The 25,813-nt window shown below is 58.8% G+C and carries 31 protein-coding genes; 13 read left to right on the top strand and 18 right to left on the bottom strand.

From position 1 onward, the window contains the following. The first annotated feature begins 105 nt into the window (after positions 1–105). A complete protein-coding gene (gene upp / locus ACEN2T_RS07980; RefSeq protein WP_004372055.1) occupies positions 106–744 on the top strand; it encodes a uracil phosphoribosyltransferase in 639 nt (212 codons plus the stop codon). A gap of 2 nt (positions 745–746) precedes the next feature. Further along, complete coding sequence (locus ACEN2T_RS07975) at positions 747–2,021, top strand: uracil-xanthine permease family protein (protein ID WP_099601142.1); 1,275 nt, start codon at positions 747–749, stop codon at positions 2,019–2,021. A gap of 124 nt (positions 2,022–2,145) precedes the next feature. On the opposite strand, the gene hisC is transcribed toward ACEN2T_RS07975, so the two are convergent. From hisC to ACEN2T_RS07925, 10 genes are all read right to left on the bottom strand, one after another. After that, positions 2,146–3,198: a histidinol-phosphate transaminase gene (gene hisC, locus ACEN2T_RS07970; RefSeq protein WP_032886289.1), complete on the bottom strand. Its 1,053-nt coding sequence runs from the start codon at positions 3,196–3,198 to the stop codon at positions 2,146–2,148. A gap of 3 nt (positions 3,199–3,201) precedes the next feature. Next, the gene (gene hisD / locus ACEN2T_RS07965) at positions 3,202–4,521 is read right to left on the bottom strand and encodes a histidinol dehydrogenase (RefSeq protein ID WP_032886288.1); all 1,320 of its coding nucleotides are present in this window, start codon (positions 4,519–4,521) and stop codon (positions 3,202–3,204) included. Positions 4,522–4,649: 128 nt separating this feature from the next. Then, a complete protein-coding gene (gene hisG / locus ACEN2T_RS07960) occupies positions 4,650–5,285 on the bottom strand; it encodes an ATP phosphoribosyltransferase (protein ID WP_442116539.1) in 636 nt (211 codons plus the stop codon). A 239-nt stretch (positions 5,286–5,524) separates the two neighbouring features. Then, a complete protein-coding gene (gene murA, locus ACEN2T_RS07955) occupies positions 5,525–6,790 on the bottom strand; it encodes a UDP-N-acetylglucosamine 1-carboxyvinyltransferase (protein WP_010213103.1) in 1,266 nt (421 codons plus the stop codon). A gap of 23 nt (positions 6,791–6,813) precedes the next feature. Then, entirely contained in the window at positions 6,814–7,053 is a 240-nt protein-coding gene (locus ACEN2T_RS07950) for a BolA family protein (RefSeq protein WP_032886286.1), read from the bottom strand. A gap of 114 nt (positions 7,054–7,167) precedes the next feature. Next, a complete protein-coding gene (locus ACEN2T_RS07945; protein WP_032886285.1) occupies positions 7,168–7,473 on the bottom strand; it encodes an STAS domain-containing protein in 306 nt (101 codons plus the stop codon). Next, a complete protein-coding gene (locus ACEN2T_RS07940; protein ID WP_032886283.1) occupies positions 7,470–8,117 on the bottom strand; it encodes an MlaC/ttg2D family ABC transporter substrate-binding protein in 648 nt (215 codons plus the stop codon). The genes ACEN2T_RS07945 and ACEN2T_RS07940 overlap by 4 nt, the downstream gene beginning before the upstream one ends. A gap of 11 nt (positions 8,118–8,128) precedes the next feature. Next, entirely contained in the window at positions 8,129–8,596 is a 468-nt protein-coding gene (mlaD, locus tag ACEN2T_RS07935; protein WP_003171814.1) for an outer membrane lipid asymmetry maintenance protein MlaD, read from the bottom strand. Further along, the gene (mlaE, locus tag ACEN2T_RS07930) at positions 8,596–9,393 is read right to left on the bottom strand and encodes a lipid asymmetry maintenance ABC transporter permease subunit MlaE (protein ID WP_010213107.1); all 798 of its coding nucleotides are present in this window, start codon (positions 9,391–9,393) and stop codon (positions 8,596–8,598) included. Before mlaE ends, mlaD begins: the two co-directional genes overlap by 1 nt. Next, a complete protein-coding gene (locus ACEN2T_RS07925) occupies positions 9,393–10,202 on the bottom strand; it encodes an ATP-binding cassette domain-containing protein (RefSeq protein WP_003171811.1) in 810 nt (269 codons plus the stop codon). Before ACEN2T_RS07925 ends, mlaE begins: the two co-directional genes overlap by 1 nt. 311 nt (positions 10,203–10,513) lie before the next feature. On the opposite strand from ACEN2T_RS07925, the gene ACEN2T_RS07920 reads away from it, so the two are divergent. From ACEN2T_RS07920 to ACEN2T_RS07875, 10 genes are all read left to right on the top strand, one after another. Next, positions 10,514–11,488 carry a KpsF/GutQ family sugar-phosphate isomerase gene (locus ACEN2T_RS07920; RefSeq protein ID WP_032886281.1) on the top strand — a complete coding sequence of 325 codons (975 nt, stop codon included), beginning with the start codon at positions 10,514–10,516 and terminating at the stop codon, positions 11,486–11,488. Next, positions 11,489–12,013 (top strand): KdsC family phosphatase, encoded by a 525-nt coding sequence (locus ACEN2T_RS07915; protein WP_032886280.1) that lies wholly within the window; start codon positions 11,489–11,491, stop codon positions 12,011–12,013. Positions 12,014–12,021: 8 nt separating this feature from the next. Continuing rightward, the gene (gene lptC, locus ACEN2T_RS07910; protein WP_032886279.1) at positions 12,022–12,594 is read left to right on the top strand and encodes an LPS export ABC transporter periplasmic protein LptC; all 573 of its coding nucleotides are present in this window, start codon (positions 12,022–12,024) and stop codon (positions 12,592–12,594) included. Continuing rightward, positions 12,581–13,114, top strand: coding sequence for a lipopolysaccharide transport periplasmic protein LptA (gene lptA, locus ACEN2T_RS07905; RefSeq protein ID WP_095183848.1), 534 nt, complete (start codon positions 12,581–12,583; stop codon positions 13,112–13,114). Before lptC ends, lptA begins: the two co-directional genes overlap by 14 nt. After that, complete coding sequence (gene lptB / locus ACEN2T_RS07900) at positions 13,114–13,839, top strand: LPS export ABC transporter ATP-binding protein (RefSeq protein WP_004372092.1); 726 nt, start codon at positions 13,114–13,116, stop codon at positions 13,837–13,839. The genes lptA and lptB overlap by 1 nt, the downstream gene beginning before the upstream one ends. A gap of 197 nt (positions 13,840–14,036) precedes the next feature. Continuing rightward, a complete protein-coding gene (locus ACEN2T_RS07895; RefSeq protein WP_032886277.1) occupies positions 14,037–15,530 on the top strand; it encodes an RNA polymerase factor sigma-54 in 1,494 nt (497 codons plus the stop codon). A gap of 75 nt (positions 15,531–15,605) precedes the next feature. Next, a complete protein-coding gene (gene hpf / locus ACEN2T_RS07890) occupies positions 15,606–15,911 on the top strand; it encodes a ribosome hibernation-promoting factor, HPF/YfiA family (protein ID WP_095183847.1) in 306 nt (101 codons plus the stop codon). A gap of 12 nt (positions 15,912–15,923) precedes the next feature. Next, the gene (gene ptsN / locus ACEN2T_RS07885; protein WP_032886276.1) at positions 15,924–16,388 is read left to right on the top strand and encodes a PTS IIA-like nitrogen regulatory protein PtsN; all 465 of its coding nucleotides are present in this window, start codon (positions 15,924–15,926) and stop codon (positions 16,386–16,388) included. A 2-nt stretch (positions 16,389–16,390) separates the two neighbouring features. Beyond that, entirely contained in the window at positions 16,391–17,248 is an 858-nt protein-coding gene (gene rapZ / locus ACEN2T_RS07880; protein WP_032886275.1) for an RNase adapter RapZ, read from the top strand. Between the two features lie 16 nt (positions 17,249–17,264). Beyond that, complete coding sequence (locus ACEN2T_RS07875; RefSeq protein WP_032886274.1) at positions 17,265–17,537, top strand: HPr family phosphocarrier protein; 273 nt, start codon at positions 17,265–17,267, stop codon at positions 17,535–17,537. A 37-nt stretch (positions 17,538–17,574) separates the two neighbouring features. Here the strand turns inward: ACEN2T_RS07875 and ACEN2T_RS07870 are convergent, their stop codons facing one another. The 6 genes from ACEN2T_RS07870 to pmbA form a co-directional block, all read right to left on the bottom strand. After that, entirely contained in the window at positions 17,575–18,468 is an 894-nt protein-coding gene (locus ACEN2T_RS07870) for a ZIP family metal transporter (RefSeq protein ID WP_095183845.1), read from the bottom strand. Positions 18,469–18,501: 33 nt separating this feature from the next. Beyond that, complete coding sequence (locus ACEN2T_RS07865; RefSeq protein ID WP_442116538.1) at positions 18,502–19,113, bottom strand: superoxide dismutase; 612 nt, start codon at positions 19,111–19,113, stop codon at positions 18,502–18,504. Position 19,114: 1 nt separating this feature from the next. Then, positions 19,115–19,543: a hypothetical protein gene (locus tag ACEN2T_RS07860; protein WP_442116537.1), complete on the bottom strand. Its 429-nt coding sequence runs from the start codon at positions 19,541–19,543 to the stop codon at positions 19,115–19,117. A 27-nt stretch (positions 19,544–19,570) separates the two neighbouring features. Beyond that, on the bottom strand, positions 19,571–20,947 hold the full coding sequence (locus ACEN2T_RS07855; RefSeq protein WP_095183842.1) for a class II fumarate hydratase: 1,377 nt from the start codon (positions 20,945–20,947) through the stop codon (positions 19,571–19,573). Further along, complete coding sequence (locus tag ACEN2T_RS07850; RefSeq protein WP_032886269.1) at positions 20,940–21,335, bottom strand: hypothetical protein; 396 nt, start codon at positions 21,333–21,335, stop codon at positions 20,940–20,942. The genes ACEN2T_RS07855 and ACEN2T_RS07850 overlap by 8 nt, the downstream gene beginning before the upstream one ends. A 141-nt stretch (positions 21,336–21,476) precedes the next feature. Then, the gene (gene pmbA, locus ACEN2T_RS07845) at positions 21,477–22,823 is read right to left on the bottom strand and encodes a metalloprotease PmbA (protein ID WP_442116536.1); all 1,347 of its coding nucleotides are present in this window, start codon (positions 22,821–22,823) and stop codon (positions 21,477–21,479) included. Positions 22,824–22,931: 108 nt separating this feature from the next. On the opposite strand from pmbA, the gene yjgA reads away from it, so the two are divergent. Then, on the top strand, positions 22,932–23,453 hold the full coding sequence (yjgA, locus tag ACEN2T_RS07840; protein ID WP_017138246.1) for a ribosome biogenesis factor YjgA: 522 nt from the start codon (positions 22,932–22,934) through the stop codon (positions 23,451–23,453). 45 nt (positions 23,454–23,498) lie between these two features. On the opposite strand, the gene tldD is transcribed toward yjgA, so the two are convergent. Continuing rightward, the gene (gene tldD, locus ACEN2T_RS07835) at positions 23,499–24,941 is read right to left on the bottom strand and encodes a metalloprotease TldD (protein WP_032886267.1); all 1,443 of its coding nucleotides are present in this window, start codon (positions 24,939–24,941) and stop codon (positions 23,499–23,501) included. A gap of 16 nt (positions 24,942–24,957) precedes the next feature. Further along, positions 24,958–25,806: a carbon-nitrogen hydrolase family protein gene (locus tag ACEN2T_RS07830; RefSeq protein ID WP_442116535.1), complete on the bottom strand. Its 849-nt coding sequence runs from the start codon at positions 25,804–25,806 to the stop codon at positions 24,958–24,960. Positions 25,807–25,813: the final 7 nt, after the last annotated feature.

Genomic DNA, 25,813 nt, shown 5'->3' with positions numbered 1-25,813 from the left:
CTCCGAGCAAGCCTTAATGGACTAACGTACTAGATGCCTATAGGACAACACCCTCGGATAGATTAATCTAGGCCGGTTTTTTTGCCCGCCGCCGGAGCCTTTCCCATGCCCACTCGCGAGATCCGCCACCCGCTGATCCAGCACAAGCTCGGCCTTATGCGCCGCGCCGACATTAGCACGAAGAACTTCCGTGAGCTTGCTCAGGAAGTCGGAGCGTTGCTCACTTACGAAGCCACCAAGGATTTGCCCCTGGAAACCTACGAGATCCCCGGTTGGGCCGGTCCCGTCCAGGTGGAAAAAATCGCTGGTAAGAAAATAACCGTGGTGCCGATCCTGCGCGCCGGTATCGGCATGCTCGAAGGCGTACTCAGCCTGATTCCGGGTGCCAAAGTCAGCGCCGTGGGCGTGGCCCGCAACGAAGAAACCTTGCAGGCTCACACCTACCTGGAAAAACTCGTACCGGAAATCGACGAGCGCCTGGCCATGATCATTGACCCGATGCTCGCTACCGGCAGTTCCATGGTCGCCACCATCGACCTGCTGAAGAAAGCCGGCTGCAAGGACATCCGCGCCATGGTGCTGGTCGCCGCTCCCGAAGGCATCGCCGCCGTCGAGAAAGCCCACCCGGACGTGCAGATCTACACCGCTTCCATCGATGAGCGCCTGAATGAACACGGTTACATCATCCCTGGCCTGGGCGACGCCGGTGACAAGATCTTCGGCACCAAGCAGAAGGACGCGTGAGCATGCAGGATGAATTCAACGACCCGCTTTGGCGCCAGATCCTGTCTGGCGCACAAATGCTCTTCGTAGCATTTGGCGCGCTGGTGTTGATGCCGCTGATCACAGGTCTTGATCCAAACGTCGCACTGTTCACCGCCGGCCTGGGCACGTTGTTGTTCCAGGTGGTGACAGGGCGGCAGGTGCCGGTATTCCTGGCATCGAGCTTTGCCTTCATTACCCCGATCATTCTCGCCAAGCAGCAGTTCGGCCTGGCGGCGACCATGGGCGGGGTAATGGCGGCCGGTTTTGTTTACACCTTCCTAGGGGCAGCGGTAAAGATCAAAGGCACTGGTTTCATCGACCGACTACTACCGCCTGTGGTAATCGGGCCAGTGATTATTTCCATCGGCCTGGCCATGGCGCCGATCGCGGCCAACATGGCGATGGGTAAAGGCGACAACGGTGCCGAACTGATCCCGTACAAGACCGCCATGCTGATCTCGATGCCAGCGCTGCTTACCACGTTGATCGTGGCGGTGTTCGGCAAAGGTATCTTCCGCCTGGTGCCGATCATCTCCGGTGTGCTGGTAGGTTTTGCCATGTCGTTCTACTTTGGCGTTGTCGACACGGCCAAGATCGCCGCTGCGCCTTGGTTCGCCCTGCCCCACTTCACCGCGCCGGAGTTCAACTGGCAGGCGATCCTGTTTATCGTCCCAGTGGCCCTGGCCCCGGCGATTGAACACATCGGTGGTGTGATTGCGGTGGGCAGCGTGACCGGTCGCGACTACCTGAAGAAGCCTGGTCTGCACCGCACCCTGCTGGGTGACGGGATCGCCACCACGGCAGCCGGCCTGTTTGGCGGCCCGCCGAACACCACCTACGCCGAAGTGACGGGCGCAGTGATGCTGACCAAGAACTACAACCCGAAGATCATGACCTGGGCGGCGGTGTTTGCCATCAGCCTGGCGTTTATCGGCAAGTTCGGCGCGCTACTGCAGAGCATTCCGGTGCCGGTGATGGGCGGGATCCTGTGCCTGCTGTTCGGCTCGATTGCCGCGGTGGGGATGAACACGTTGATCCGCCACAAGATCGACCTGGGCGAGGCGCGCAATCTGGTGATTGTGTCGGTGACCCTGGTGTTCGGTATTGGCGGTGTGCTGGTGGGGACCGGAACTGGTCCGGATGACTTCGGCCTGAAGGGCATTGCTCTGTGCGCGGTGGTAGCGATTGGTTTGAACCTGCTGCTGCCTGGCAATGATGGCTGGAAGAACAAGAAGCCAGATGAGCCGTTGATCTAACTGCCAATACAAACCAATGTGGGAGAGGGCTTGCCTCCGATAGCAGTGTGTCAGTCAATACATTAACTGACTGATACGCCGCCATCGGGGTCAAGCCCCCTCCCACATTTGATTTCAGCGCCCGTTAAAGCTCGCCGAGGCCATCAATCAGCGCCTGGTTCTGCTCCGGCGTACCGATGCTGATCCGCAGGAACTGGGCAATCCGCTCCTGCTTAAAGTGCCGCACGATAATCCCTTGCTCACGCAGCTTGGCCGCTAGGCCGGCAGCGTCATGCCGTGGGTGGCGCGCAAAGATGAAGTTGGCCGCTGATGGCAGCACCTCAAAACCTTTGCCTTCCAATTGCGCGACTACTTTGTTACGGCTGTCGATCACCAACTGGCACGTCTTCTCGAAGTACTCACGGTCCTCAAACGCCGCTGCCGCGCCGACAATCGCCAAACGATCCAGCGGGTAGGAGTTGAAGCTGTTCTTGACCCGCTCCAGCGCCTCGATCAGGTCCGGGTGACCCACGGCCAAGCCCACGCGCAAACCGGCCAGTGAGCGCGATTTGGAAAGGGTCTGGGTCACCAGCAGATTAGGGTAGCGATCCACCAGGCTGATGGCGGTTTCGCCGCCGAAGTCGATATAGGCTTCATCGACCACCACCACCGAATCCGGGCTGGCCTTGAGGATCTGCTCTACTGCGTCCAGCGCCAGCACGCAGCCGGTCGGCGCATTCGGGTTGGGGAAGATGATCCCGCCGTTGGGCCTGGCGTAATCCGCAACACGGATCTGAAATTTCTCATCCAACGGCACCGGGTCGGACTGGATGCCGTAAAGACCGCAGTACACCGGATAGAAGCTGTAGCTGATATCCGGGAACAGCAGCGGCAGGTCGTGCTGGAACAGGCCGTGGAAGATGTGCGCGAGCACTTCATCAGAGCCGTTACCGAGAAACACTTTGCCGGCGTCGACCCCGTAATACTTGGCCACCGCCTGCTTAAGCAGGTCGCTGTTGGGGTCCGGGTACAAACGCAGGTTGTCGTTCAACTCGGCCTGCATCGCGGCCAGTGCTTTGGGCGACGGGCCGTAGGGGTTCTCATTGGTGTTGAGCTTGACCAGCTTGGTCAACTTTGGCTGTTCGCCGGGCACGTAAGGCACGAGGTCCCTGACGAAGGGGCTCCAGAATTTGCTCATGTGTTATTTCCCCTCTTCCAGGATTCGGTACTCAGCACTACGGGCGTGTGCGCTCAACGACTCACCACGGGCCAGCACCGAAGCGGTCTTGCCCAACTCGGAAGCACCTTGTGGCGAGCAAAAGATGATCGACGAGCGCTTCTGGAAGTCGTACACCCCCAGCGGTGATGAGAACCGCGCGGTGCCGGAGGTCGGCAACACATGGTTCGGGCCGGCGCAGTAGTCGCCCAGCGCTTCACTGGTGTGACGCCCCATGAAGATCGCACCGGCATGGCGAATCGACGGCAGCCAGGCCTGTGGGTCAGCCACGGACAGCTCCAGGTGCTCCGGGGCGATACGGTTGGCCACTTCGATGGCCTGTTCCATGTCACGCACCAGGATCAGCGCGCCACGGCCGTTGATGGATTTCTCGATGATCTCTGCACGGTCCATGGTAGGCAGCAGCTTATCGATGCTGGCGGCGACCTTGTCGAGGAACTCGGCATCGGGGCTGACCAGAATCGCCTGGGCGTCTTCGTCGTGCTCGGCCTGGGAGAACAGGTCCATGGCGATCCAATCCGGATCGGTCTGGCCGTCGCACACTACGAGAATTTCCGAGGGACCGGCGATCATGTCGATGCCAACCTGACCAAAAACGTGGCGCTTGGCGGTGGCGACGTAGATGTTGCCAGGCCCCACCACTTTGTCGACCTTCGGCACGCTTTCGGTGCCGTAGGCCAGGGCCGCAACGGCTTGAGCACCGCCAATGGTGAACACACGGTCAACACCAGCGATGCAGGCCGCAGCCAGCACCAGTTCGTTGATTTCGCCGCGCGGGGTCGGCACCACCATAACCACTTCGGTCACGCCCGCCACCTTGGCCGGAATTGCGTTCATCAACACCGACGATGGATACGACGCTTTGCCACCTGGCACGTAGAGACCGGCACGATCCAGCGGCGTGACCTTTTGGCCCAGCACAGTGCCGTCGGCTTCGGTATAGCTCCAGGAGTCCTGTTTCTGCTTTTCGTGGTAGCTGCGCACACGCGCCGCCGCGACTTCCAGGGCTTCACGCTGAGGCGCAGTGATGCGCGTAAGTGCGAGCTCCAGGCGTTCGCGGGGAAGGATCAGATCGGACATGGATTTGACGTCCAAACCGTCGAACTGACGGGTGAAATCCACCAGCGCCGCATCACCACGCTCGCGCACGGCCTTGATGATGTCGAGCACCCGCTGGTTGACCGAGTCGTCGGACACGCTTTCCCAGCTCAGCAGATGATCCAGATGATGGGCGAAATCCGGGTCGGCAGCGTTGAGTCGGGCAATTGCAGTGGACGTGGTCATAGCGAGGGCCTCAATAGAATTGGCAAAAACTCAGGCGCCCTAAACTAGCAGTCGTTTCCGCTTGGGCACCTGAGAATTCTGGCTATGAGGCGGATAGACGGGCGCAGCCTTTCAGCTACGCGGGTAGGTCAACCGCGGTGTCGAGACTCCACTGCGGTGCGCAGGGTGTCGATCAACGCTTGGATACGGGCGTGCTGCATCTTCATCGACGCTTTGTTGACGATCAAGCGGGAGCTGATATCGGCGATGAAGTCCTGTGGTTCGAGACCGTTGGCACGCAGGGTGTTGCCGGTGTCGACCACATCGATGATCTTGTCGGCCAGGCCGATCAGCGGCGCCAGCTCCATCGAGCCGTAGAGCTTGATGATGTCGACCTGGCGGCCTTGCTCGGCGTAGTAGCGCTTGGCAACGTTGACGAACTTGGTTGCCACGCGCAGGCGGCCTTTAGGCTCGACGTCACCGACACGGCCGGCGGTCATCAGCTTGCACAGGGCAATACGCAGGTCCAGCGGCTCATACAGGCCCTGGCCACCGTATTCCATCAACACGTCTTTACCGGCGACGCCGAGGTCGGCCGCGCCATGCTCAACGTAGGTCGGCACGTCGGTAGCCCGCACGATCAGCAGGCGAACGTGGTCCTGGGTCGTAGGGATGATCAGCTTGCGGCTCTTGTCCGGATTCTCGGTCGGCACGATGCCCGCTTCAGCCAGAAGCGGCAAAGTGTCGTCAAGGATGCGGCCCTTGGACAGTGCGATGGTCAACATGGGAAACGTCAGTCCTTCATCAGGCTATTGCTGTCCGGTCGCAAACGGCGCCAGACGCAGATCGAGGCCATGACAGCCTCGATTTGAAACAAATTCAGCATACTGCGAGCTGACACCGTCTGTAGTGAGTGGGCTTGCCCCACGCTGAATTGCGTAGCGACCCAAAAAACGGGACTGCTACGCAGTCCGGCGCGGGGCAAGCCCGCTCACCACAGTGACGGTGTTTTCAGCTCCGGGAACTAGCCCGGTACGCGGCGGATTTTAGCGCCGAGCATCTGCAGTTTCTCTTCGATGCACTCGTAACCACGGTCGATGTGGTAGATGCGGTCGATCAGAGTGTCGCCTTCGGCGATCAGCGCCGAGATCACCAGACTGGCCGAAGCACGCAGGTCGGTAGCCATGACTGGCGCGCCCTTGAGCTTCTCGGTGCCGGTAACGATGGCGGTGTTGCCTTCAACCTGAATCTTCGCGCCCATGCGGTGCAGTTCATACACGTGCATGAAGCGGTTTTCGAAGATGGTCTCGATCACGGCACCAGTGCCTTCGGCAATCGCGTTCAGGGAGATGAACTGCGCTTGCATGTCAGTCGGGAACGCCGGGTACGGAGCGGTCCGCACGTTGACGGCTTTCGGCCGCTTGCCGTGCATGTTCAACTCGATCCAGTCTTCGCCGGTGGTGATTTCGGCGCCAGCTTCGCGCAGTTTTTCCAGGACCGCTTCCAGGATGGTCGGATCGGTGTCCTTTACCTTGACGCGACCACCGGTAACGGCGGCAGCAACCAGGTAGGTACCGGTCTCGATGCGGTCAGGCATCACTTTATAGGTTGCAGTGTGCAGGCGCTCTACACCATCAATGGTAATGGTGTCGGTGCCGGCACCGGAAACCTTCGCGCCCATGGCGTTCAGGAAGTTGGCCAGGTCGACCACTTCCGGCTCGCGCGCGGCGTTTTGCAGGACGCTGCGGCCTTTGGCTAGGGCAGCGGCCATCATGATGTTCTCGGTACCGGTCACGCTGACGGTATCAAAGAAGAAGTTCGCACCACGCAGGCCGCCTTCCGGCGCCTTGGCTTTGATGTAGCCGCCTTCAACGTCAATGACTGCGCCCATGGCTTCCAGGCCACGGATGTGCAGGTCCACTGGACGCGATCCGATAGCGCAGCCGCCAGGCAGGGCGACTTCGGCTTCACCGAAACGGGCAACCATCGGGCCCAGCACCAAGATCGACGCACGCATGGTTTTCACCAGTTCGTACGGGGCGATCAGGGTCTTGATGGTGCGTGGGTCAATTTCAACGGCCAGCTTCTCATCAATCACAGGCTCGATGCCCATGCGACCGAACAGCTCGATCATGGTAGTGATGTCGTGCAGGTGCGGCAGGTTGGCCACGGTCACCGGGCCATCGCACAGCAGGGTCGCTGCCAGGATCGGCAAGGCGGAGTTTTTTGCACCGGAAATGCGAATCTCGCCATCAAGGCGAGCACCGCCGGTAATAATCAATTTATCCATAAGAATCTCGACGCCTTGAGGGCTCAGGTGCGCTCGGCCCAGGCCGCGCGGCTGAAAAATTTCATAGTGACCGCATGGATGCTGCCATCGGTGATCCACGGGTTCAAATGGGCATAGATCTGCTGCTGACGCTTGACTGGGCTCAATGCCGCCAGTTCATCGCTAATCACGTTCAGCTGGAAGTTGCAGCCTTCGCCTTCAACTTCTACGGTCGTATCCGGCAGCTTTCCTTCAAGAAAGCTCTTAACTTCTAGGGCCTGCATGCTCAACCTCTATCGGCGCCCAGTGCGCACGGGTCGCACATCATACAAAAAAGCCCCGCGCCTGCGAACCCCGCATAGCAGGACTCTGACGGGGGGCTTCTCTAATAATGTGTATTAAGGATGCGCCAACAGCTCGGTCAGACCGGAAACTTCGGCAATTTCGCGCATGTCTTCGGGCAACGCACGGATGCTAACCGGCTTCTTAGCCGCTTCGGCATCACGCATGAAGCACAGCAGCAACGACAACCCGACACTGCTGGACTTGGTTACCGCTGAGCAATCCAGGACCAACTCCGGCGCAGCGCTCGACTTGATCAGTGCTTGGCCATGCTTGCGCAGAGCCGGGCCAGTTCGGTAATCCAGCACCCCGCTGATGAACAGCTGGCCAGAGTCGCCGAGACGAACAGCCGACTCGGTCATTGCGCCGGCTTCCCAGCAGCTTTATCGGTTTCTTCCTTGGCCTTGGCGACTTCACCGGCCCAACCATTGATGGTTTTGTCCAGGTCGTTGCCATTGCGCTGCATGGCGTCGGCAAACTGGTCACGGAACAGCTTGCCGATATTGATGCCGTTGATGATCACGTTGCGCAGTTTCCACTCGCCGTTGATCTTCTCCAAGGTGTACTGCACCGGGTACACGGCACCGTTATTACCTTTGACGCTCATGTTGACGCTGGTGCGATCGCCCGACTCATCACCGGCTGGAGCAACGGTAATACCTTGGTTGTTGTACTCAAGCAAAGCGTTGCCATAGAACTGGAACAGGCCGCGCTTGAAGTTTTCCTGGAACGTCTGCATCTGCGCAGGCGTGGCCTTGCGCGAATATTTGACCGTCATGATGCTGCGTGAGATGCCTTCAGCATCGACGACCGGGCCGACGATGCTGTTGAGCGCTTCATAGAACTTGGTTGGATCTTGCTTGTACTGTTCTTTATTGGCCGTCAGGTCAGCCAGCATCTTGCTGGTGGTGTCCTGCACCAGTTCGTGCGCAGAACCTGCCGCGTTGGCCATCAATGGCAGTGCTGCAAGCAGTACCAGCAGGCCACGTCGCAAGGTAGAGATCATGAACAGATTCCTCATTTGGCGTCTTTATTGACCGTATTGAGCAAAAATTTTCCGATCAGGTCCTCAAGTACCAGCGACGACTGAGTGTCGTGGATGGTCGAACCATCCTTGAGCAGGGCTGTTTCCCCGCCCACGCTGACACCGATGTACTTCTCGCCCAGCAGCCCCGCAGTGAGGATAGATGCAGTAGAGTCGGTAGGCAGATTATCCACCTTCTTGTCCAGTTGCATCGTCACTCGCCCGGTGAAGCTGTCGCGATCCAGATCGATTGCCGTGACCTTGCCAATGGTTACACCGGCCATGGTCACTTTAGCTCTGACAGTCAAACCGGCGATATTGTCGAAGTATGCGTAAAGTTTATAAGTATCGGCGGTTGGGCTGGCCGAAAGACCGCTGACTCGCAGAGCCAGCAACAGTAAAGCCAGGATGCCAGCCAGCAAGAAAAGGCCGACACCGATTTCCACAGTGCGGTTTTGCATCAGAAGTCTCCAAACATCAAGGCGGTCAAAATGAAGTCAAGGCCAAGTACTGCCAGCGAGGCGTACACAACGGTCTTGGTGGTGGCACGACTGATCCCTTCTGAGGTGGGCTCACAGTCATAGCCTTGGAATACGGCGATCCAGGTCACTACAAAGGCGAAGACGATGCTCTTTATAATGCCATTGAGCACGTCACCACTGAAGGTCACGCTGTTTTGCATGTTGGCCCAGTATGAGCCGTCGTAGACGCCAAGCCAGTCCACCGCTACCCACGAACCGCCCCAGATACCGACCACGCTGAAGATCATCGCCAGCAATGGCAGGGAAATGAAGCCGGCCCACAGGCGCGGGGCAACAATGTATTTGAGCGGGTCCACACCGATCATTTCGAGGCTGGACAGCTGCTCGGTAGACTTCATGTTGCCAATTTCGGCAGTCAACGCGGAACCTGCGCGCCCGGCGAACAGCAACGCGGTCACCACCGGTCCCAGTTCACGTAGCAGCGTCAGGGCAACCATCTGCCCCACTGCCTGCTCCGAACCGTAGCTGGACAGGATATTGAAGCCCTGCAACGCCAGCACCATGCCGATGAACACCCCGGAGACCACAATGATCACCAGGGACATCACACCCACCGAATGCAGCTGCTTGATCAACAGGCCAAAGCCACCGCCAATACCGCCGCGGCCGAGCAAGGCGTGGAACAGGAAAATCGTCGAGCGGCCGAGCACTTCGACGATGTCGATGCCGGAGCGACCGAAAAGGCGAACTTTCTCGATAAGAGATGTTTTGCGCATTAACGCTTCCCCAGAAGATCTGAGCGGTAATCCGCTGCCGGAAAGTGGAAAGGCACAGGGCCATCGGGGTCGCCGGTCATGAATTGGCGAATGCGCGGGTTGTCGGCGTTCATCAGCTCTTCAGGCGTACCCTGCCCCAGCACCTGGCCATCACCGACCACATAGAGGTAATCGGCAATGCTCGCGGTTTCTGCAAGGTCGTGGGAGACCACGATACTGGTGATACCCAGGGCATCGTTGAGCAGACGGATCAGTCGTACCAGCACCCCCATGGCGATCGGATCCTGACCGACGAAGGGCTCGTCGTACATGAGAATCTGTGGATCGAGGGCAATGGCTCGCGCCAGGGCCACACGGCGCTTCATGCCGCCGGACAGTTCGTCGGGCATCAGATCAATTGCGCCACGGAGGCCGACGGCCTGCAATTTCAGCAACACAATGTCGCGAATCATTTCGTCGGACAGCTGGGTATGCACCCGCAGCGGAAACGCTACGTTCTCGAACACATCGAGGTCGGTGAACAGCGCACCGCTCTGGAACAGCACGCCCATATGCTTGCGCGCATCGAACAGATCACTGCGCGACAGCGTAGGCAGGTTTTGGCCATTGACCCACACTTCGCCGGCGCTGGGACGCAATTGCATGCCCATCAACCGCAACAGCGTGGTCTTGCCGCAACCGGACGGCCCCATGATGCCCGTGACCTTGCCACGGGGAATGCGAATATCGACGTTATTGAAGATGCTGCGCGTCCCGCGCTTGAAGGTCAGTCCCTTCAGCTCGACCGCGTAGGCGTTATCGGCACTCATCTAAACTCCTTGGGATGCAGCCTCTCACTCAGACACCACGCATGCGACAAACGTTTGCAACGGCGACGCATATAGATAGCCACATGGGCTGGGCGGACCGAACTGGCGGCGAACTATATCACTGCTGGTACAAGGCGCCCAAGGCCGGAACAGCGCTAGTTCAGTTTGGGGACAGGGAAAAAACGTTGCCGACTGTGTGACTGAGGATCGATCTCGGTCCCCTGCTGAATAAAGCCTGACGAACTTGCGTGAGGGAATTGATCATTACCGCTATAATCGCCGACTTTTCGTCAGGCTATACGATTTCAGACATGAGCCAATCCAGCGACCTTATCCAATCCGCACAACGCACCATCCGCCTCGAAGTCGAAGCCGTAGAAGGCTTACTGGCCCATATCGACGCAGATTTCGTACGCGCCTGCGAGATGATTCTGGCCAGTAAGGGCCGCGTTGTCGTGGTCGGCATGGGCAAATCGGGCCACGTCGGCAACAAGATCGCCGCCACCCTGGCGAGCACCGGGACCACGGCGTTTTTCGTGCATCCGGCGGAGGCGAGCCACGGCGACATGGGCATGATCACCAAAGATGACATCATCCTGGCGCTGTCCAACTCCGGCACCACCAACGAAATCGTGACCCTGCTGCCGCTGATCAAGCGCCTTGGCATCCAGATGATCAGCGTCACCGGCAACCCGGAGTCGACCCTAGCCAAGGCTGCCGATGTTAACCTGAACGTTCACGTCGCCCACGAAGCCTGCCCGCTGAATCTGGCACCAACCTCCTCCACTACCGCTGCCTTGGTTATGGGCGACGCCCTGGCCGTTGCGCTGCTTGAAGCTCGCGGGTTCACGGCTGAAGACTTCGCGTTCTCCCACCCGGGTGGCGCACTGGGCCGCCGCCTGCTGCTGAAAGTGGAAAACGTTATGCATTCAGGCGATGAATTGCCCCACGTCCAGCGCGGCACCTTACTGAAGGACGCGCTGATGGAAATGACTCGCAAGGGCCTGGGCATGACCGTGATCCTTGAAGCTGACGGCCGCCTGGCTGGGGTATTCACCGACGGCGACCTGCGCCGCACCCTGGACCGCACCATCGATATCCACACTGCGACCATCGATGCAGTGATGACGCCACACGGCAAGACCGCACGCCCTGAGATGCTGGCAGCCGAAGCATTGAAGATCATGGAAGACCACAAGATCGGCGCCCTGGTGGTTGTCGATAGCGACGACCACCCGGTTGGCGCCCTGAACATGCACGACTTGCTGCGTGCGGGAGTGATGTAAATGACCAGCGACCTGTTGCAACGCGGCAAAAACATCAGACTGGCGATTTTCGACGTTGACGGCGTGCTGACCGATGGCCGCCTGTACTTCCTCGAAGACGGCAGCGAATTCAAGACGTTCAACACCCTCGACGGCCAAGGCATCAAGATGCTGATGGCTGCAGGCGTGCAAACCGCGATTATCAGCGGCCGAAAAACTCCCGTTGTGGAACGCCGCGCACAAAACCTGGGGATTCCTCACCTGTATCAGGGCCGCGAGGATAAACTGGTAGTTCTGGACGAGCTTCTTGGCCAACTCAACCTAAGCTATGAGCAGGTCGCCTACTTAGGCGATGATCTGCCCGACCTGCCGGTCATTCGTCGAGTAGGGCTTGGCATGGCCGTCGCCAATGCGGCGGCGTTTGTTCGCGAGCACGCCCATGGCATCACCTGCGCACGTGGTGGCGAAGGTGCAGCCCGCGAGTTCTGCGAACTGATCCTGCGAGCCCAAGGCAGCCTTGAAGCGGCCCACGCCGCCTACCTATAGAGCGTTTTATGCTGAGTAAAAAGATTCGCAACTTCCTGTTATTCGGGGTCATTGCCGCGCTGTTCCTCGCGGTGGGCTACTGGAATATCAGTCCGGGGCGCTTCCTCGACCAGCCTGTTGCGCAGGTCGACGAGGGGGCCATCGACTATTACGCCACCAATGCCTATAGCGTGCAGTTCCTGCCCGACGGCAAGCTGCAGTACGAAATGACGTCGGACAAAGTCGAGCACTTGAAGGCCACCGAAGTCACTCTGCTGACTAATCCGGACCTGAACCTGTACCGCGGCACCGAATTTCCGTGGCATGTCACCAGCAAGCGTGGTGAGGTGAACCCCGACGGCACCGAGGTAGAACTGATTGACTCGGTACGTGTTGCGCGCACGGACGCCAAAGCCCGTGACACGGTGATTACCAGCAGTCGCATGACCGTATTCCCGCAGAAGCAATATGCGCAGACCGAGCAAGACGTTAGAATCGACGGCGCTGGCGGTGTATCGACTGGCAAGGGAATGAAAGCGTATTTGAAAGAAAGCAGGATACACCTGCTATCGAACGTAAGAGGACAGTATGAGGCTCGTTAAAACTCTCCCTATTTTGCTCGGTTTGGGCGCAGCACTGGGAAGCGTGAGCGCCTGGGCTCTGCCGAACGATAGCCAGCAACCGATCCACATCTCGGCTGACGATGCGCAACTGGATGACAAGCAAGGTGTTGCCACCTATACCGGCGGCGTAATCATCACCCAAGGGTCGATGAAGATCACCGGTAATACCGTGACACTGACGCGCACCCAAGCCGGTGACATTGACGTCGTGACCTCAGTGGGTAACCTGGCTTACTTCGAACAGAAGCAGTCCGCTGCCGACACTGGCCCGATGAAGGGCTACGGCAAGACCATTCAGTATCACGCCCAGCAGAATCGCATTGTGCTGATCGACCAGGCCAAGGTGCTCAGCCCCGATGGCAACTCCACGGAAGGTGAAAAGATCACCTATGACACCGTGAAACAGATCGCTAACGCCGGTCGTGCCAATGGCAGCAAGGTCACCGCACCGCGCCCACGCATCGACATGGTTATCCAGCCGAAGAAGAAGGCCGAGTAATGGCAACCCTGAAAGCCCAGCATCTGGCCAAGGCCTATAAAAGCCGTCAGGTCGTGCGCGACGTCAGCCTGTCGATCGACAGCGGCCAGATCGTCGGCTTGCTCGGCCCCAACGGCGCAGGCAAGACCACATGCTTCTACATGATTGTTGGCCTGGTCCAGGCGGATCAGGGTCGCGTACTGATCGACGACCTGGATGTCAGCCACCAGCCAATGCACGGTCGTGCACGCGCGGGTATCGGCTATCTTCCTCAAGAAGCATCGATCTTCCGCAAACTGTCAGTTGCCGACAACATTATGGCCATCCTTGAAACTCGCAAGGAACTGGACCGTGACGGCCGCCGACAGGAGCTGGAAAGCCTGCTGCAGGAATTCCATATCAACCACATTCGCGACAACCTTGGCATGAGCCTGTCCGGTGGTGAGCGGCGTCGCGTGGAAATCGCCCGCGCCCTGGCCACTGCCCCCAAGTTCATTCTGCTGGACGAACCGTTTGCCGGCGTCGACCCTATCTCGGTCGGCGACATCAAGCAGATCATCCATCACCTCAAGGCCAAGGGCATCGGTGTACTGATCACCGATCACAACGTGCGTGAGACCCTCGATATCTGCGAAACCGCGTATATCGTCAACGATGGTCAACTGATCGCAGAAGGCGACTCCGCCACCATCCTGGCCAACGAACTGGTCAAGGAAGTGTATCTGGGTCACGAGTTTCGCCTGTAAAGCCGCCTGCACAAACAAGGCGGTGGCAGGTCGTTTGCCTGATGCGCGGGAGTCAATGAAAACCTCCGGTTTTTTATTGTTACCGCGCTCTAGGCAAAGCCCTCGATATCAGGCATATAATTTGCTTATGTTTGGCGCTCACGCGCCCTGTCGTGGATGGCGCGTTGCGCCGGCGAATAAGGTGTTAAGCCCCTGCCATGAAACCATCGCTAGTCCTAAGAATGGGCCAGCAGCTGACGATGACACCGCAGCTGCAACAGGCCATCCGCCTGCTCCAATTGTCGACCCTGGACCTGCAACAGGAAATCCAGGAGGCCCTGGAGTCTAATCCGATGCTCGAACGCCAGGAAGAAGGCGACGACTTCGATAATGCAGACCCGTTGGCCGACAACATCGAGCAAAAGCCCAACGCAGACGTGCAGGAACCGTCCTACCAGGAAACCGCCCCTACGGTGGATAACCTTGAGGAAGGCGATTGGAACGAACGCATTCCCAACGAGCTTCCCGTAGACACTGCTTGGGAAGACGTCTACCAGACCAGCGCCAGCAGCCTGCCCAGCAACGACGATGATGAGTGGGACTTCACTACCCGCACGTCCGCCGGCGAAAGTCTGCAGAGCCATTTGTTGTGGCAGCTGAACCTCGCGCCGATGTCGGACACCGATCGCCTGATCGCCGTCACCCTGATCGATTGCATCAATAACCAAGGCTATCTGGACGAGACACTCGAAGAGATTCTTGAGGCCTTCGACCCCGAACTAGATATCGAACTGGACGAAATCGAAGCCGTCCTGCACCGCATCCAGCAATTTGAGCCCGCGGGTATTGGTGCGCGCACCCTTAGCGAATGCCTGCAGCTGCAACTGCGCCAGCTGCCCGCCAAGACCCCATGGCTCGCCGAGGCCCAGCGCCTGGTCACCGACTACATCGACCTGCTCGGCAGCCGCGATTACAGCCAACTGATGCGTCGCATGAAGCTCAAGGAAGACGATCTGCGCCAGGTCATCGAGCTGGTGCAAAGCCTCAACCCGCGTCCCGGCTCGCAGATCGAGTCCAGCGAGGCCGAATACGTAGTTCCTGACGTGATCGTGCGCAAGGACAACGAGCGCTGGCTGGTGGAACTTAACCAGGAGTCAGTGCCACGCCTGCGAGTCAACCCGCAATATGCAGGTTTCGTGCGACGCGCCGACACCAGTGCCGACAACACCTTCATGCGCAACCAGTTGCAGGAGGCGCGCTGGTTCATCAAGAGCCTGCAAAGCCGTAACGAAACCCTGATGAAAGTCGCCACGCAGATCGTCGAGCATCAGCGCGGCTTCCTGGAATACGGCGATGAAGCGATGAAGCCTTTGGTTCTGCACGATATCGCCGAAGCGGTAGGCATGCACGAGTCGACGATTTCCCGCGTTACCACGCAAAAATTCATGCATACCCCACGGGGTATTTATGAGTTGAAATACTTTTTCTCCAGCCATGTCAGCACCTCAGAAGGCGGCGAATGCTCGTCCACGGCAATCCGCGCAATCATCAAAAAACTGGTTGCCGCGGAAAATCAGAAAAAGCCGTTGAGTGACAGCAAGATCGCTGGTTTACTGGAGGCACAAGGCATTCAGGTCGCCCGTCGAACCGTCGCCAAGTACCGCGAATCCCTTGGGATCGCGCCTTCCAGCGAGCGTAAGCGTTTGATGTGACGGGCGGGCCACAGCGTTCCAGTGGCGGGTATTCCTACCCGCCGCTTTATGCACTGGCAACGAAGGAGAAGCTGTATGCAAGTCAACATCAGTGGACACCATGTAGAAGTCACCCCTCCCCTGCGCGAATATGTCGAGCAAAAGCTGAAAAAGCTTGAGGGTCATTTTGACAAGATCACCAATGTGCAAGTGATCATGAAGGTCGACAAGCTTCAGCAGAAAATCGAAGCGACCCTACAGATTCCCGGTGGCGAAGTAGTCGCCAACGCCGAGCATGAAGACATGTATGCATCAATCGATGCCTTGACTGACAAGCTCGACCGCCAACTTAAAAAGCATAAGGAAAAGCAGCAGAGCCTTCTTCAGGGCACAGGCCGCTAACACTCCCCACCCATGATTCGACTTGAAACCATCCTGACCCCCGGCCGTTCCCTCGTGAACGTGCCGGGCGGCAGCAAGAAGAAAGCCCTCGAACAAATTGCCAACCTGATCAGCAGCCAAGTGCCTGAACTGGAGATGCAAGATGTCTTCGAGGCTCTGATTGCCCGTGAAAAACTGGGTTCCACCGGTTTTGGTAACGGCATCGCCATTCCTCACTGTCGCCTCAAAGGCTGTGAGACACCTGTCAGCGCGCTGCTGCACTTGGACGCGCCTATCGATTTCGATGCCATTGATGGCGCCCCGGTCGACCTGCTGTTTGTTCTGTTGGTCCCACAGGCCGCCACCGATGCGCACTTGGAACTGCTTCGGCAGATCGCCAGCATGCTCGACCGCAAAGAAGTACGCGACAAACTGCGCAGTGCCGGCAGCAATGAGGCGCTGTACCAAGTTGTCCTGGATGAGCAAAACGGGCAGTAATCATGCGTTTGATCATCGTCAGCGGCCGCTCCGGCTCGGGTAAAAGTACCGCCCTCAACGTTCTTGAGGACAACGGCTTCTATTGCATCGATAACCTGCCGGCCGGCCTACTGCCGGAGTTGGCGGAACGCGCTCTTATCCACACCGAGCTGGCGCAACCTCTGGTTGCCGTTTCGATCGACGCCCGCAACCTACCCAGCCACCTCTCTCGGTTCCCGGAACTGTTGGAAGAAGTGCGCGCCAAGCATATTCATTGTGATGTGCTGTACCTGGACGCCGATGAAGAGACGCTGCTCAAACGCTTCTCCGAAACCCGTCGACGCCACCCCCTCAGCAGCCCTCACCGTTCTCTGGCTGAAGCCATCGAGGACGAAACCAAGTTGCTGGGGCCGATCATTGACCTCGCCGACCTTAAGATCAACACCACCGGCCTTAACCTTTACCAGCTGCGCGATGCCATCAAACTGCGCCTGCTGAACCAGCCGGAGCCTGGCACGGCGTTTCTCGTCGAGTCTTTTGGCTTCAAACGTGGCATGCCGGTGGATGCCGATCTGGTGTTCGACGTGCGCTGCCTGCCCAACCCCTACTGGAAGCCAGAGTTACGCGACCAATCAGGGCTGGACCTACCTGTGGCTGAGTACCTAGCCGCGCAGCCGGATGTGGAGGAGATGTTCCAGGACATTTCCAGCTATCTGCTCAAGTGGCTGCCGCGCTTTGCCGCGAGCAACCGGGCCTATGTCACTATTGCCATTGGATGCACCGGCGGTCATCACCGTTCGGTATACCTGACCGAGCGCTTGGGCCAAGCACTGCAACAAACCCTCAAGAACGTCCAGGTTCGCCACCGCGACCTTAGCTGAAAGGAACACCTGCGCGATGCCCGCTCTGGAAATTGAAATCATCAACAAGTTGGGCTTGCACGCCCGCGCCTCGGCCAAGTTTGTCGGAGTAGCCGGGCAGTTCCCCTGCCAGATCAGGGCTGGACGCACACCTGAAAGCATGGTCGACGGCAAAAGCATCATGGCGATGATGATGCTGGCGGCCGGCAAAGGCACCAAAATTCATTTGAAGACCGAAGGCGAGCAAGACCAGGAAGCGATGGAAGCTCTGGTGGCGTTGATCAACAACTACTTTGATGAGGGTGAGTAACCTCACCCTTTGACACAAACGTGAAGCCGCAACGGCTTCACCCCAATGCGGTATCCATCGCCATCATCAAGCAAAATCCAATGCAGAGCCCCAAGCTGGCGAGCTTTTCGTGGCCATTGCGCCGCGACTCCGGGATCACCTCATGGGTCACTACCAACAGCATCGCCCCGGCAGCCAGCGCCAGCCCCAAAGGCAACAACACCTCGGCCAGGCTCACCAGCCAAGCGCAGAGCACGGCAAACACCGGTTCCACCAAGCCTGAAGCAGCACCAATCAGGAATGCCTTGGCCCGCGACATCCCTGCCCCGGCCAACACCAACGCAATCACAAGACCTTCGGGCACATCCTGCAAGGCGATGCCCATGGCCAAGCTGTCGGCATCCGGCATGCCGCCGCCGGCAGAGACGCCAACCGCCATGCCTTCCGGAATGTTGTGAGCAATGATAGCGAACACGAATAGCCAGATGCGCGGCGGTATCACCGGTTTGTCCGGCGTGCCCACCAGCATTTCCGGACTCGCGCCGGAGACCCTGCGGTCAACCAGATAGAGCCCGAACGCTCCCAACATAATGCCGAAACTGATCAGCCCGCTCGCGCCCCAGGACGTAAGCCCCAGGCTTTCTGCAGCAGCGATACCCGGTACCACCAGTGAAAAGGCGGTTGCAGCCAGCATCACGCCAGCCCCAAAGCCCAGCAAGGTATCGCTCACGGCCACCGGCATCCGCCGAATCACCAATACCGGAACTGCGCCCAGCGCAGTACCGAGCGCGCAGATCGCCCCGCCCTGCAAAGCACGCAGGATGCGCGGTTCAAGGTCCAGCCAGGCCAGCCCGTGGGCCACCAGCAATGCAGTACCTGCCAGTAGCAGTAGCGAGCCAAGCGCATAACGAAACATTCGCACGCTGCCGATCGCCAGTGTTTCAGTGCCCATAGTCGGCCTTAGATCTTGTTATAGAGGTAAATGTCAGGCCATAGCAGCCTGATAGCGTGCGGCAACTTCTGGCCAGTTAATAACACTGTAGAAGGCATTGATGTATTCCGGGCGGCGGTTCTGGTAGCGCAAATAGTAAGCATGCTCCCATACGTCCAGGCCGAGGATCGGCGTGTTGCCGTTCATCAGCGGGCTGTCTTGGTTACCGCTGCTTTCCACCACCAAGGTCTTTTGCGGCGTAACGCTCAGCCAAGCCCAGCCACTGCCGAAGCGGGTCAATGCGGCTCTGGTGAAGGCCTCCTTGAAACTATCAAAACCTCCAACTTGCTCGTCAATTGCCTTGCCCAATGCGCCCTCTGGCTTACCGCCTCCTTGAGGTGACATCACCGCCCAGAACAGCGAGTGGTTAGCGTGGCCGCCACCTTGGTTGATCACGGCTGCGCGAAGCTTTTCCGGTATTTGGTGCACGCTGGACACCAGTTTTTCCACCGGCCAGCCGGCGAACTCAGTGCCCTCGACGGCGGCATTAAGGTTGTTGATGTAGGTCTGGTGATGCTTGGTGTAGTGAATTTCCATGGTTTGCGCATCAATATGCGGCTCCAGGGCATCGTAGGCGTAAGGCAAGGCAGGCAAGGTATAGGTCATATCAATGTGCTCCGTATTGAGGCGTAGTCGGTTGCGCCGCAGTACCGCCCAGCAAGCGATGGGTGCGCGGGTACTCGCCGTGATCGCTGATGAAATTCAACAGTTCGACGTAAGTCTTGCTGCTCTGGCGCAGGGCCGCCTCCTGCAGCTGCGGGCTCAGGCGCGCGTCCTGCATGGTCTGCAGCAAGCGCTGGTGAATGGCGCAAAGGTATTCGGCGCTTTCCTCAGGCTGATTCAAGTGCAGATGCAGGTCCGCCAGGTTGTGATGGGAAATGACGCAAGCCGCCACTGCTTCGTCGGCATTCGCCCAGCGTTCGAACAACACCTGGGCCAAGGCCAGGGCTTGCAAATAGGCCTCGCGAGCGTCAACCAACTCGCCTTGCATAAAGCAGCGATTGGCCCGTTCGATCGTGCGCTTCCAGTGCTCCATGGTGAGCCTCCAAAGCAGAGTCGGTGATTAAACGCCGCCAGCCGTGAGCTTTTCCGGATCCAGCAGGATTTCCAGTTGGCTGCGCGGCAAGTCGGTGTGTTCAAGGGCGACATCAATCACTGGACGGCCTTGCTGATAGGCCTTCTTGGCGATTTCAGCAGCCTTTTGGTATCCAATGATCGGGTTGAGTGCAGTAACCAGTATCGGGTTGCGCGACAGTGCTTCCTTGAGCTTGGCTTCATTGACCTTGAAGCTGGCGATGGCTTTGTCCGCCAGCAGGCGGCTGGAGTTGGCCAGCAGTTCGAGGCTGCTGAGCAGGTTCTGGGCGATGATAGGCAGCATCACGTTCAGCTCGAAGTTGCCGGATTGGCCAGCGACGGTAATCACCGTGTCATTGCCAATGACTTGTGCAGCCACCATGGCAGTCGCTTCAGGGATTACAGGGTTGACCTTGCCGGGCATGATCGAAGACCCCGGCTGCAGGCCTTCCAGCTCGATCTCACCCAGGCCGGCAAGTGGACCGGAGTTCATCCAGCGCAGGTCATTGGCGATTTTCATCAGCGATACGGCGGTGGCTTTCAGTTGGCCGGACACCGCCACGGCTGTGTCCTGGGAACCAATCAGCGCAAACAGGTTTTTACCCGGAGTGAATTTCACATCCGTAAGGCTGCTTAGTTGCTGACTGAAACGCGCCGCGAATTCCGGATGGGCGTTGATCCCAGTGCCCACCGCCGTTCCGCCTTGCGCGAGGGCCTGCAGGCTTGGCAGCAAGTCCTGCAGATGACCGATATTGGCTTTGAGTTGCTGCGCCCAACCATCGAGTACCTGACTCATACGGACCGGCATGGCGTCCATCAGGTGCGTGCGGCCTGTCTTGATGAACGGGTGAACTTCTTTGGCTTTCTGCTCGATCACCTGCACCAGGTGAAGAAGCGCCGGAAGCGTTTGCTCGTGCAATACCAGCGCCGCGCTGACGTGAATAGTGGTCGGGATAATGTCGTTGCTGCTTTGGCCGCAGTTGACGTGATCGTTCGGGTTCACCGCTTCGCCCAGCAAACGGCTGGCGAGGGTCGCGATCACTTCGTTGGCGTTCATGTTGGAGCTGGTACCAGAGCCGGTCTGGAAGATATCCACCGGGAAGTGCTGCATGAAGTCGCCTTCCAGCAACCCTTGGGCAGCATCAACGATGGCCTTGCCCTGCCCTTCGCTGATTTGCTTGAGGTCGACGTTGACCTTGGCGGCAGCAGCCTTGGCAAGGATCAAGGCGCGAATAAACTGTGCCGGCATACGTTGGTGGCTGATAGGGAAGTTGTTCACCGCGCGCTGGGTCTGTGCACCATACAAGGCCTCGGCAGGCACTTGCAGTTCGCCCATGCTGTCGCGTTCGATACGGGTGTTACTCATCGTTAGATCCTTGCACCAGGTCGGAGTGGGAGATTGATGGCAGCAATTCGCACGTCGCCAATTGCCAGGCAAAGGTCTGCCAGCGCTTGAGGCGGCAGGCACAGTGGGAGAGTTTTTCCAAGTCGCGCAGAGGGCGCCAAGCCTGATCCAGACAAGTGGAACGCCAATGCCAAGGCAAGGCGATATCACTGGCGGTATCGATTAACAGGCGGAATGACGTTTCAGCGATCGTCCACGGATGAGTCGCAGTGCAGCACGCCAGGTATCGACCCTCATTTAGGTAATGTTCGATCAGGCGAGGTTCATTAGGATCGAGGCCGCATCGAATCTGACGACTCATCCAGCGCCAGCTTTCCAGGTACGGATCCTCATGCAGGACAGAACTCATGATCCACGCTCATTCGATAATGATATTTATTATTAAATGATATTGAGAATCAACGCAATGGCAGCATTGTGATCGCCCTGAATTCCAAGCACAAAAAAAGCGCGCTATCCGTGGGATAGCGCGCTTCTCAAAGAGGATCGATCAGCTGCCGGCGACAGTCATCCGCTCGATCAACACCGACCCGGTGCGAATATTGCTGCGCAGTTCCAGATCGTTACCCACGGCAACGATCTGCTTGAACATGTCACGCATATTGCCGGCAATCGTCACTTCCTGAACCGCGAACTGAATCTCGCCATTTTCCACCCAGAAACCCGCCGCGCCGCGGGAGTAATCACCGGTGACCATGTTCAGGCCGTGCCCCATCAATTCGGTTACCAGCAGGCCACGTCCCATACGCCGCAACAGCGCTGCCTGATCTTCATCGCCATGGGTCACGAACAGGTTATGTACGCCGCCGGAGTTGGCAGTGCTGGGCAGGCCGAGTTTGCGGCCTGAGTAAGTGCCCAGTACGTAAGACACCAACTCACCGTTCTCGACGAACGGCTTGTCGTACGTGGCCAAGCCATCGCCATCGAACGCCGAGCTGCCCATGGCGCGCATCAAGTGCGGACGCTCATCAATGGTCAACCAATCGGGAAAGAGCTTCTGGCCAATGGCGCCTTCAAGAAACGACGACTTACGATACAGATTGCCGCCCGAAATCGCGCCAAGGAAACTGCCAAACAAACCGCCCGCCAGCTCCGCTGAAAACAGCACCGGCACTTCGCAGGTTGGCACCGGACGGGCGCCCAGGCGGCTAGCGGCACGTTGTGCGGCACGCTGACCAATGCTGACCGGGTCGGCCAGCAGTTCACCTTGACGGCTCACGTCATACCAGTAATCACGCTGCATCTGGCCATTGGCCTCGGCGATCATCACGCAGCTCAAGCTATGACGGGTGGATGCATATCCCCCGATAAACCCGTGGCTGTTGCCATAAACACGACAGCCTTGGTGAGTATTCAACGTGGTGCCATCGGCGTTCTTGATGCGGGCATCAGCATCAAACGCAGCGGCTTCACAGGTCAGCGCCAGCTCAATGGCCTGCTCGGGCGTAATGTCCCAGGCATGGAAAAGATCGAAATCCTTCAAGTCCTTGGCCATCAGCGCTTTGTCTGCCAGACCTGAGCTTTCATCTTCGGAAGTGTGCTTGGCAATCGCCAACGCGGCGGCCACAGTCTCGCGAATGGCTTCCGGGCCACTGGCGGAGGTACTGGCCGACCCTTTGCGCTGCCCCGAATACAAGGTGATGCCAAAGCCCTGGTCGCGGTTGAATTCAACAGTTTCCACTTCCCGCTGACGTACCGACGTCGACAGACCCTGCTCCAGCGAGACCGCAACTTCACAGGCACTGGCCCCCTGGCGCTTAGCCTCGGCAAGGATCTGCTCGACTTGTTCCTGCAGGGCCGGTAACGCTTGCGGACCGACGCTTTGGGCTGCACTCATGGTTTTCTCCACTCAAATTCTGCTTTCGGTTAAGGCCATCGAGCGACCGGGCCGGACAAGCGGCCCCCGACTGGTTATCATGGCGACGTTTCTTTGCGGACTGCCACCATGGTTGATTCTTACGACGACTCCCTCGATGGGGAGAAAAGCAAAACCCAGGTCAAACGTGAGCTGCATGCTCTGGTTGACCTTGGCGAGCGCCTTACAACGCTCAAGAAAGACTTGATTGCAAAACTGCCACTGACCGACGAGATGCGCCGGGCGCTTGCTGACGCACCCAAGCACACTGCGAATATCGCGCGTAAACGGCACATCATGTTTATCGGCAAGCTGATGCGCGATCAGGACACTGACGCCATTCTGGCCTTGCTTGATCAAACCGATGCCTCCACTCGCCAGTACAACGAACGTTTCCATAATCTGGAACGTTGGCGTGACCGCCTGATCTCGGGCGATGACGCAGTGCTGGAGAAATTCGTGCTGGACTACCCGGATGCGGACCGCCAACAACTGCGCTCCCTGATCCGTCAGGCCCAGCACGAGCAGGCGCATAACAAGGCGCCCGCCACCAGCCGTAAAATCTTCAAATACATCCGTGAGCTGGACGAGACTCAACGCGGACTGCGTTGATGCCCTTCCCCGGGTGGCGATCTTCGCCACCCGAAGCTCCATCCCTTACGACCCCGTGCCACCCACGGTGATCGCATCAATTTTCAGGGTTGGCTGGCCGACACCGACCGGTACTGACTGCCCATCTTTCCCGCACACGCCGACGCCGCTGTCCAGCGCCAAGTCGTTGCCGACCATCGACACCTTGCTCATGGCTTCCGGGCCATTGCCAATCAACGTTGCCCCTTTGACCGGCGCGGTAATCTTGCCGTCTTCGATCAGGTACGCCTCGCTGGTGGAGAACACGAATTTACCGCTGGTGATATCCACCTGGCCGCCGCCGAGGTTGGCGCAGTAGATACCGCGTTTTACCGAGGCGATGATTTCTGCCGGATCGCTTTCGCCACCGAGCATGTAGGTGTTGGTCATGCGGGGCATCGGCAGGTGCGCGTAGGACTCACGGCGGCCATTACCGGTGCGCGCCACGCCCATCAGGCGGGCATTGAGTTTGTCTTGCATGTAACCCTTGAGCACACCATTTTCAATCAAGGTGGTGCACTCGGTAGGCGTGCCTTCGTCATCGACGCTCAGCGAACCACGGCGACCAGCCAAGGTTCCGTCATCGACAATGGTGCAGAGCTTGGACGCAACCATCTCGCCCATACGCCCGCTGTAGGCAGAGCTGCCCTTGCGGTTGAAGTCACCTTCCAGGCCGTGGCCCACGGCTTCGTGGAGCAATACCCCTGACCAGCCAGAACCCAGCACCACCGGCAGCGTACCCGCCGGGGCCGGAATAGCTTCCAGGTTCACCAACGCCTGGCGCAGCGCTTCACGGGCATACCCCATCGCGCGGTCTTCAGTAAGGAAATAACGGTAGTCAGTACGCCCGCCGCCGCCATGCCCACCACGCTCGCGGCGACCGTTCTGTTCGACGATCACACTGACATTGAAGCGCACCAAAGGCCGTACATCCGCCGCCAGGCCGCCGTCGGTGGATGCCACCAGGATGCGCTCCCACACACCGGCCATGCTCACGGTGACCTGCTGGATACGTGGATCCAGGGCGCGGGTAGCCGCGTCGATGCGCTTGAGCAAATCGACCTTTTCCGCCCGGCTGATCACTTCCAAAGGGTTGTCCGGCGCGTATAGCTGGGCAACGTCCTGAGTACTGAACGCTTGCACCGTGCCATTTTGGCCAGCCCGGGAGATAGAACGCGCTGCACGTGCGGCAAGACCCAAGGCCTCCAAAGTGATTGCGTTGCTGTAGGCAAAACCGGTCTTTTCACCGGATTGCGCGCGCACGCCGACACCTTGGTCGAGGTTGAAACTGCCTTCCTTGACGATGCCATCTTCCAGCGCCCAGGACTCGGAAATCTGGCCCTGGAAATACAGGTCAGCGGCGTCGATTCCTGGCCCGGCAAGATCGCCCAACACGGTTTGCAAGCTTTCGATGGTCACGCCACCGGGTGCCAGGAGGTGTTCACTGACTGAGGACAACAACTCGCTCATAGGTTTGGCCTTAAATTCATCGTTCTGAAGCAGGTCGCTGCGCGCCCTGCGAGAAAAAGCGCCGATGGTTGACCACCGGCATGCGCGCCCGTATCGACGCCTGTTCACTGCTATCGCGCTCGGCCAGCAACACCGCTTCGCCTTGATCCTGTTGTGTCAGCACACGCCCCCACGGGTCGACAATCGCTGCATGACCATGGGTTTCCCGTGGCCCCGGATGCACGCCGCCCTGGGCCGCCGCCAGCACATAGCACTGGGTTTCGATGGCCCGTGCGCGTATCAGCACGTCCCAGTGCGCGACACCGGTTACAGCGGTAAAGGCCGAGGGCGCGGTGATCAATTCAGCCCCCGCCGCCCGCAGCTCGCTGTACAGCTCAGGAAAGCGAAGGTCGTAACACACCGTCAGGCCCAAACGGCCGACCGGTGTATCCGCCACCACCACGTTACTCCCGAAAGCATAGTCGTCGGACTCCCGATAGCGACCCCGGGCATCGGCCACATCCACGTCAAACAAATGCAGCTTGTCGTACCGAGCAACGATTTCGCCATGATCATCGATCAACAGCGAGCAGGCATTGGATTTGGAGTTCGGTTGGTCCTTGGGCGGCAACGGCAATGTGCCGGCCACTATCCATAAGGTGAGGTCGCGGGCGGTTTGTTTCAACCACGGCAGGATGGGACCTTCGCCCAGAGCCTCAGCCCGACCGATGTCCACCACGTCGCGGCGGCCCATTGCGGCGAAGTTTTCCGGCAGCACCGCCAGCTTCGCGCCGCCCGCCGCCGCTTTTTCCAACAAACGCCGAGCCTGTGCCAGATTGGCCAACACATCGCTCTGGCTGACCATTTGAATTACCGCAAAGGACATGAGCCGA

The organism is Pseudomonas sp. W22_MBD1_FP4 (assembly GCF_052113765.1).
Classification (GTDB): Bacteria; Pseudomonadota; Gammaproteobacteria; order Pseudomonadales; family Pseudomonadaceae; genus Aquipseudomonas; species Aquipseudomonas sivasensis.
This window is presented reverse-complemented; position numbering and strand designations above follow the sequence as displayed.

Bases quoted from the DNA above. Each gene is read 5' to 3' on its own strand.
- upp (WP_004372055.1), top strand. From the start codon at position 106: ATGCCCACTCGCGAGATCCGCCACCCGCTGATCCAGCACAAGCTCGGC.
- ACEN2T_RS07975 (WP_099601142.1), top strand. From the start codon at position 747: ATGCAGGATGAATTCAACGACCCGCTTTGGCGCCAGATCCTGTCTGGC.
- hisC (WP_032886289.1), bottom strand. From the start codon at position 3,198: ATGAGCAAATTCTGGAGCCCCTTCGTCAGGGACCTCGTGCCTTACGTG.
- hisD (WP_032886288.1), bottom strand. From the start codon at position 4,521: ATGACCACGTCCACTGCAATTGCCCGACTCAACGCTGCCGACCCGGAT.
- hisG (WP_442116539.1), bottom strand. From the start codon at position 5,285: ATGTTGACCATCGCACTGTCCAAGGGCCGCATCCTTGACGACACTTTG.
- murA (WP_010213103.1), bottom strand. From the start codon at position 6,790: ATGGATAAATTGATTATTACCGGCGGTGCTCGCCTTGATGGCGAGATT.
- ACEN2T_RS07950 (WP_032886286.1), bottom strand. From the start codon at position 7,053: ATGCAGGCCCTAGAAGTTAAGAGCTTTCTTGAAGGAAAGCTGCCGGAT.
- ACEN2T_RS07945 (WP_032886285.1), bottom strand. From the start codon at position 7,473: ATGACCGAGTCGGCTGTTCGTCTCGGCGACTCTGGCCAGCTGTTCATC.
- ACEN2T_RS07940 (WP_032886283.1), bottom strand. From the start codon at position 8,117: ATGATCTCTACCTTGCGACGTGGCCTGCTGGTACTGCTTGCAGCACTG.
- mlaD (WP_003171814.1), bottom strand. From the start codon at position 8,596: ATGCAAAACCGCACTGTGGAAATCGGTGTCGGCCTTTTCTTGCTGGCT.
- mlaE (WP_010213107.1), bottom strand. From the start codon at position 9,393: ATGCGCAAAACATCTCTTATCGAGAAAGTTCGCCTTTTCGGTCGCTCC.
- ACEN2T_RS07925 (WP_003171811.1), bottom strand. From the start codon at position 10,202: ATGAGTGCCGATAACGCCTACGCGGTCGAGCTGAAGGGACTGACCTTC.
- ACEN2T_RS07920 (WP_032886281.1), top strand. From the start codon at position 10,514: ATGAGCCAATCCAGCGACCTTATCCAATCCGCACAACGCACCATCCGC.
- ACEN2T_RS07915 (WP_032886280.1), top strand. From the start codon at position 11,489: ATGACCAGCGACCTGTTGCAACGCGGCAAAAACATCAGACTGGCGATT.
- lptC (WP_032886279.1), top strand. From the start codon at position 12,022: ATGCTGAGTAAAAAGATTCGCAACTTCCTGTTATTCGGGGTCATTGCC.
- lptA (WP_095183848.1), top strand. From the start codon at position 12,581: ATGAGGCTCGTTAAAACTCTCCCTATTTTGCTCGGTTTGGGCGCAGCA.
- lptB (WP_004372092.1), top strand. From the start codon at position 13,114: ATGGCAACCCTGAAAGCCCAGCATCTGGCCAAGGCCTATAAAAGCCGT.
- ACEN2T_RS07895 (WP_032886277.1), top strand. From the start codon at position 14,037: ATGAAACCATCGCTAGTCCTAAGAATGGGCCAGCAGCTGACGATGACA.
- hpf (WP_095183847.1), top strand. From the start codon at position 15,606: ATGCAAGTCAACATCAGTGGACACCATGTAGAAGTCACCCCTCCCCTG.
- ptsN (WP_032886276.1), top strand. From the start codon at position 15,924: ATGATTCGACTTGAAACCATCCTGACCCCCGGCCGTTCCCTCGTGAAC.
- rapZ (WP_032886275.1), top strand. From the start codon at position 16,391: ATGCGTTTGATCATCGTCAGCGGCCGCTCCGGCTCGGGTAAAAGTACC.
- ACEN2T_RS07875 (WP_032886274.1), top strand. From the start codon at position 17,265: ATGCCCGCTCTGGAAATTGAAATCATCAACAAGTTGGGCTTGCACGCC.
- ACEN2T_RS07870 (WP_095183845.1), bottom strand. From the start codon at position 18,468: ATGGGCACTGAAACACTGGCGATCGGCAGCGTGCGAATGTTTCGTTAT.
- ACEN2T_RS07865 (WP_442116538.1), bottom strand. From the start codon at position 19,113: ATGACCTATACCTTGCCTGCCTTGCCTTACGCCTACGATGCCCTGGAG.
- ACEN2T_RS07860 (WP_442116537.1), bottom strand. From the start codon at position 19,543: ATGGAGCACTGGAAGCGCACGATCGAACGGGCCAATCGCTGCTTTATG.
- ACEN2T_RS07855 (WP_095183842.1), bottom strand. From the start codon at position 20,947: ATGAGTAACACCCGTATCGAACGCGACAGCATGGGCGAACTGCAAGTG.
- ACEN2T_RS07850 (WP_032886269.1), bottom strand. From the start codon at position 21,335: ATGAGTTCTGTCCTGCATGAGGATCCGTACCTGGAAAGCTGGCGCTGG.
- pmbA (WP_442116536.1), bottom strand. From the start codon at position 22,823: ATGAGTGCAGCCCAAAGCGTCGGTCCGCAAGCGTTACCGGCCCTGCAG.
- yjgA (WP_017138246.1), top strand. From the start codon at position 22,932: ATGGTTGATTCTTACGACGACTCCCTCGATGGGGAGAAAAGCAAAACC.
- tldD (WP_032886267.1), bottom strand. From the start codon at position 24,941: ATGAGCGAGTTGTTGTCCTCAGTCAGTGAACACCTCCTGGCACCCGGT.
- ACEN2T_RS07830 (WP_442116535.1), bottom strand. From the start codon at position 25,806: ATGTCCTTTGCGGTAATTCAAATGGTCAGCCAGAGCGATGTGTTGGCC.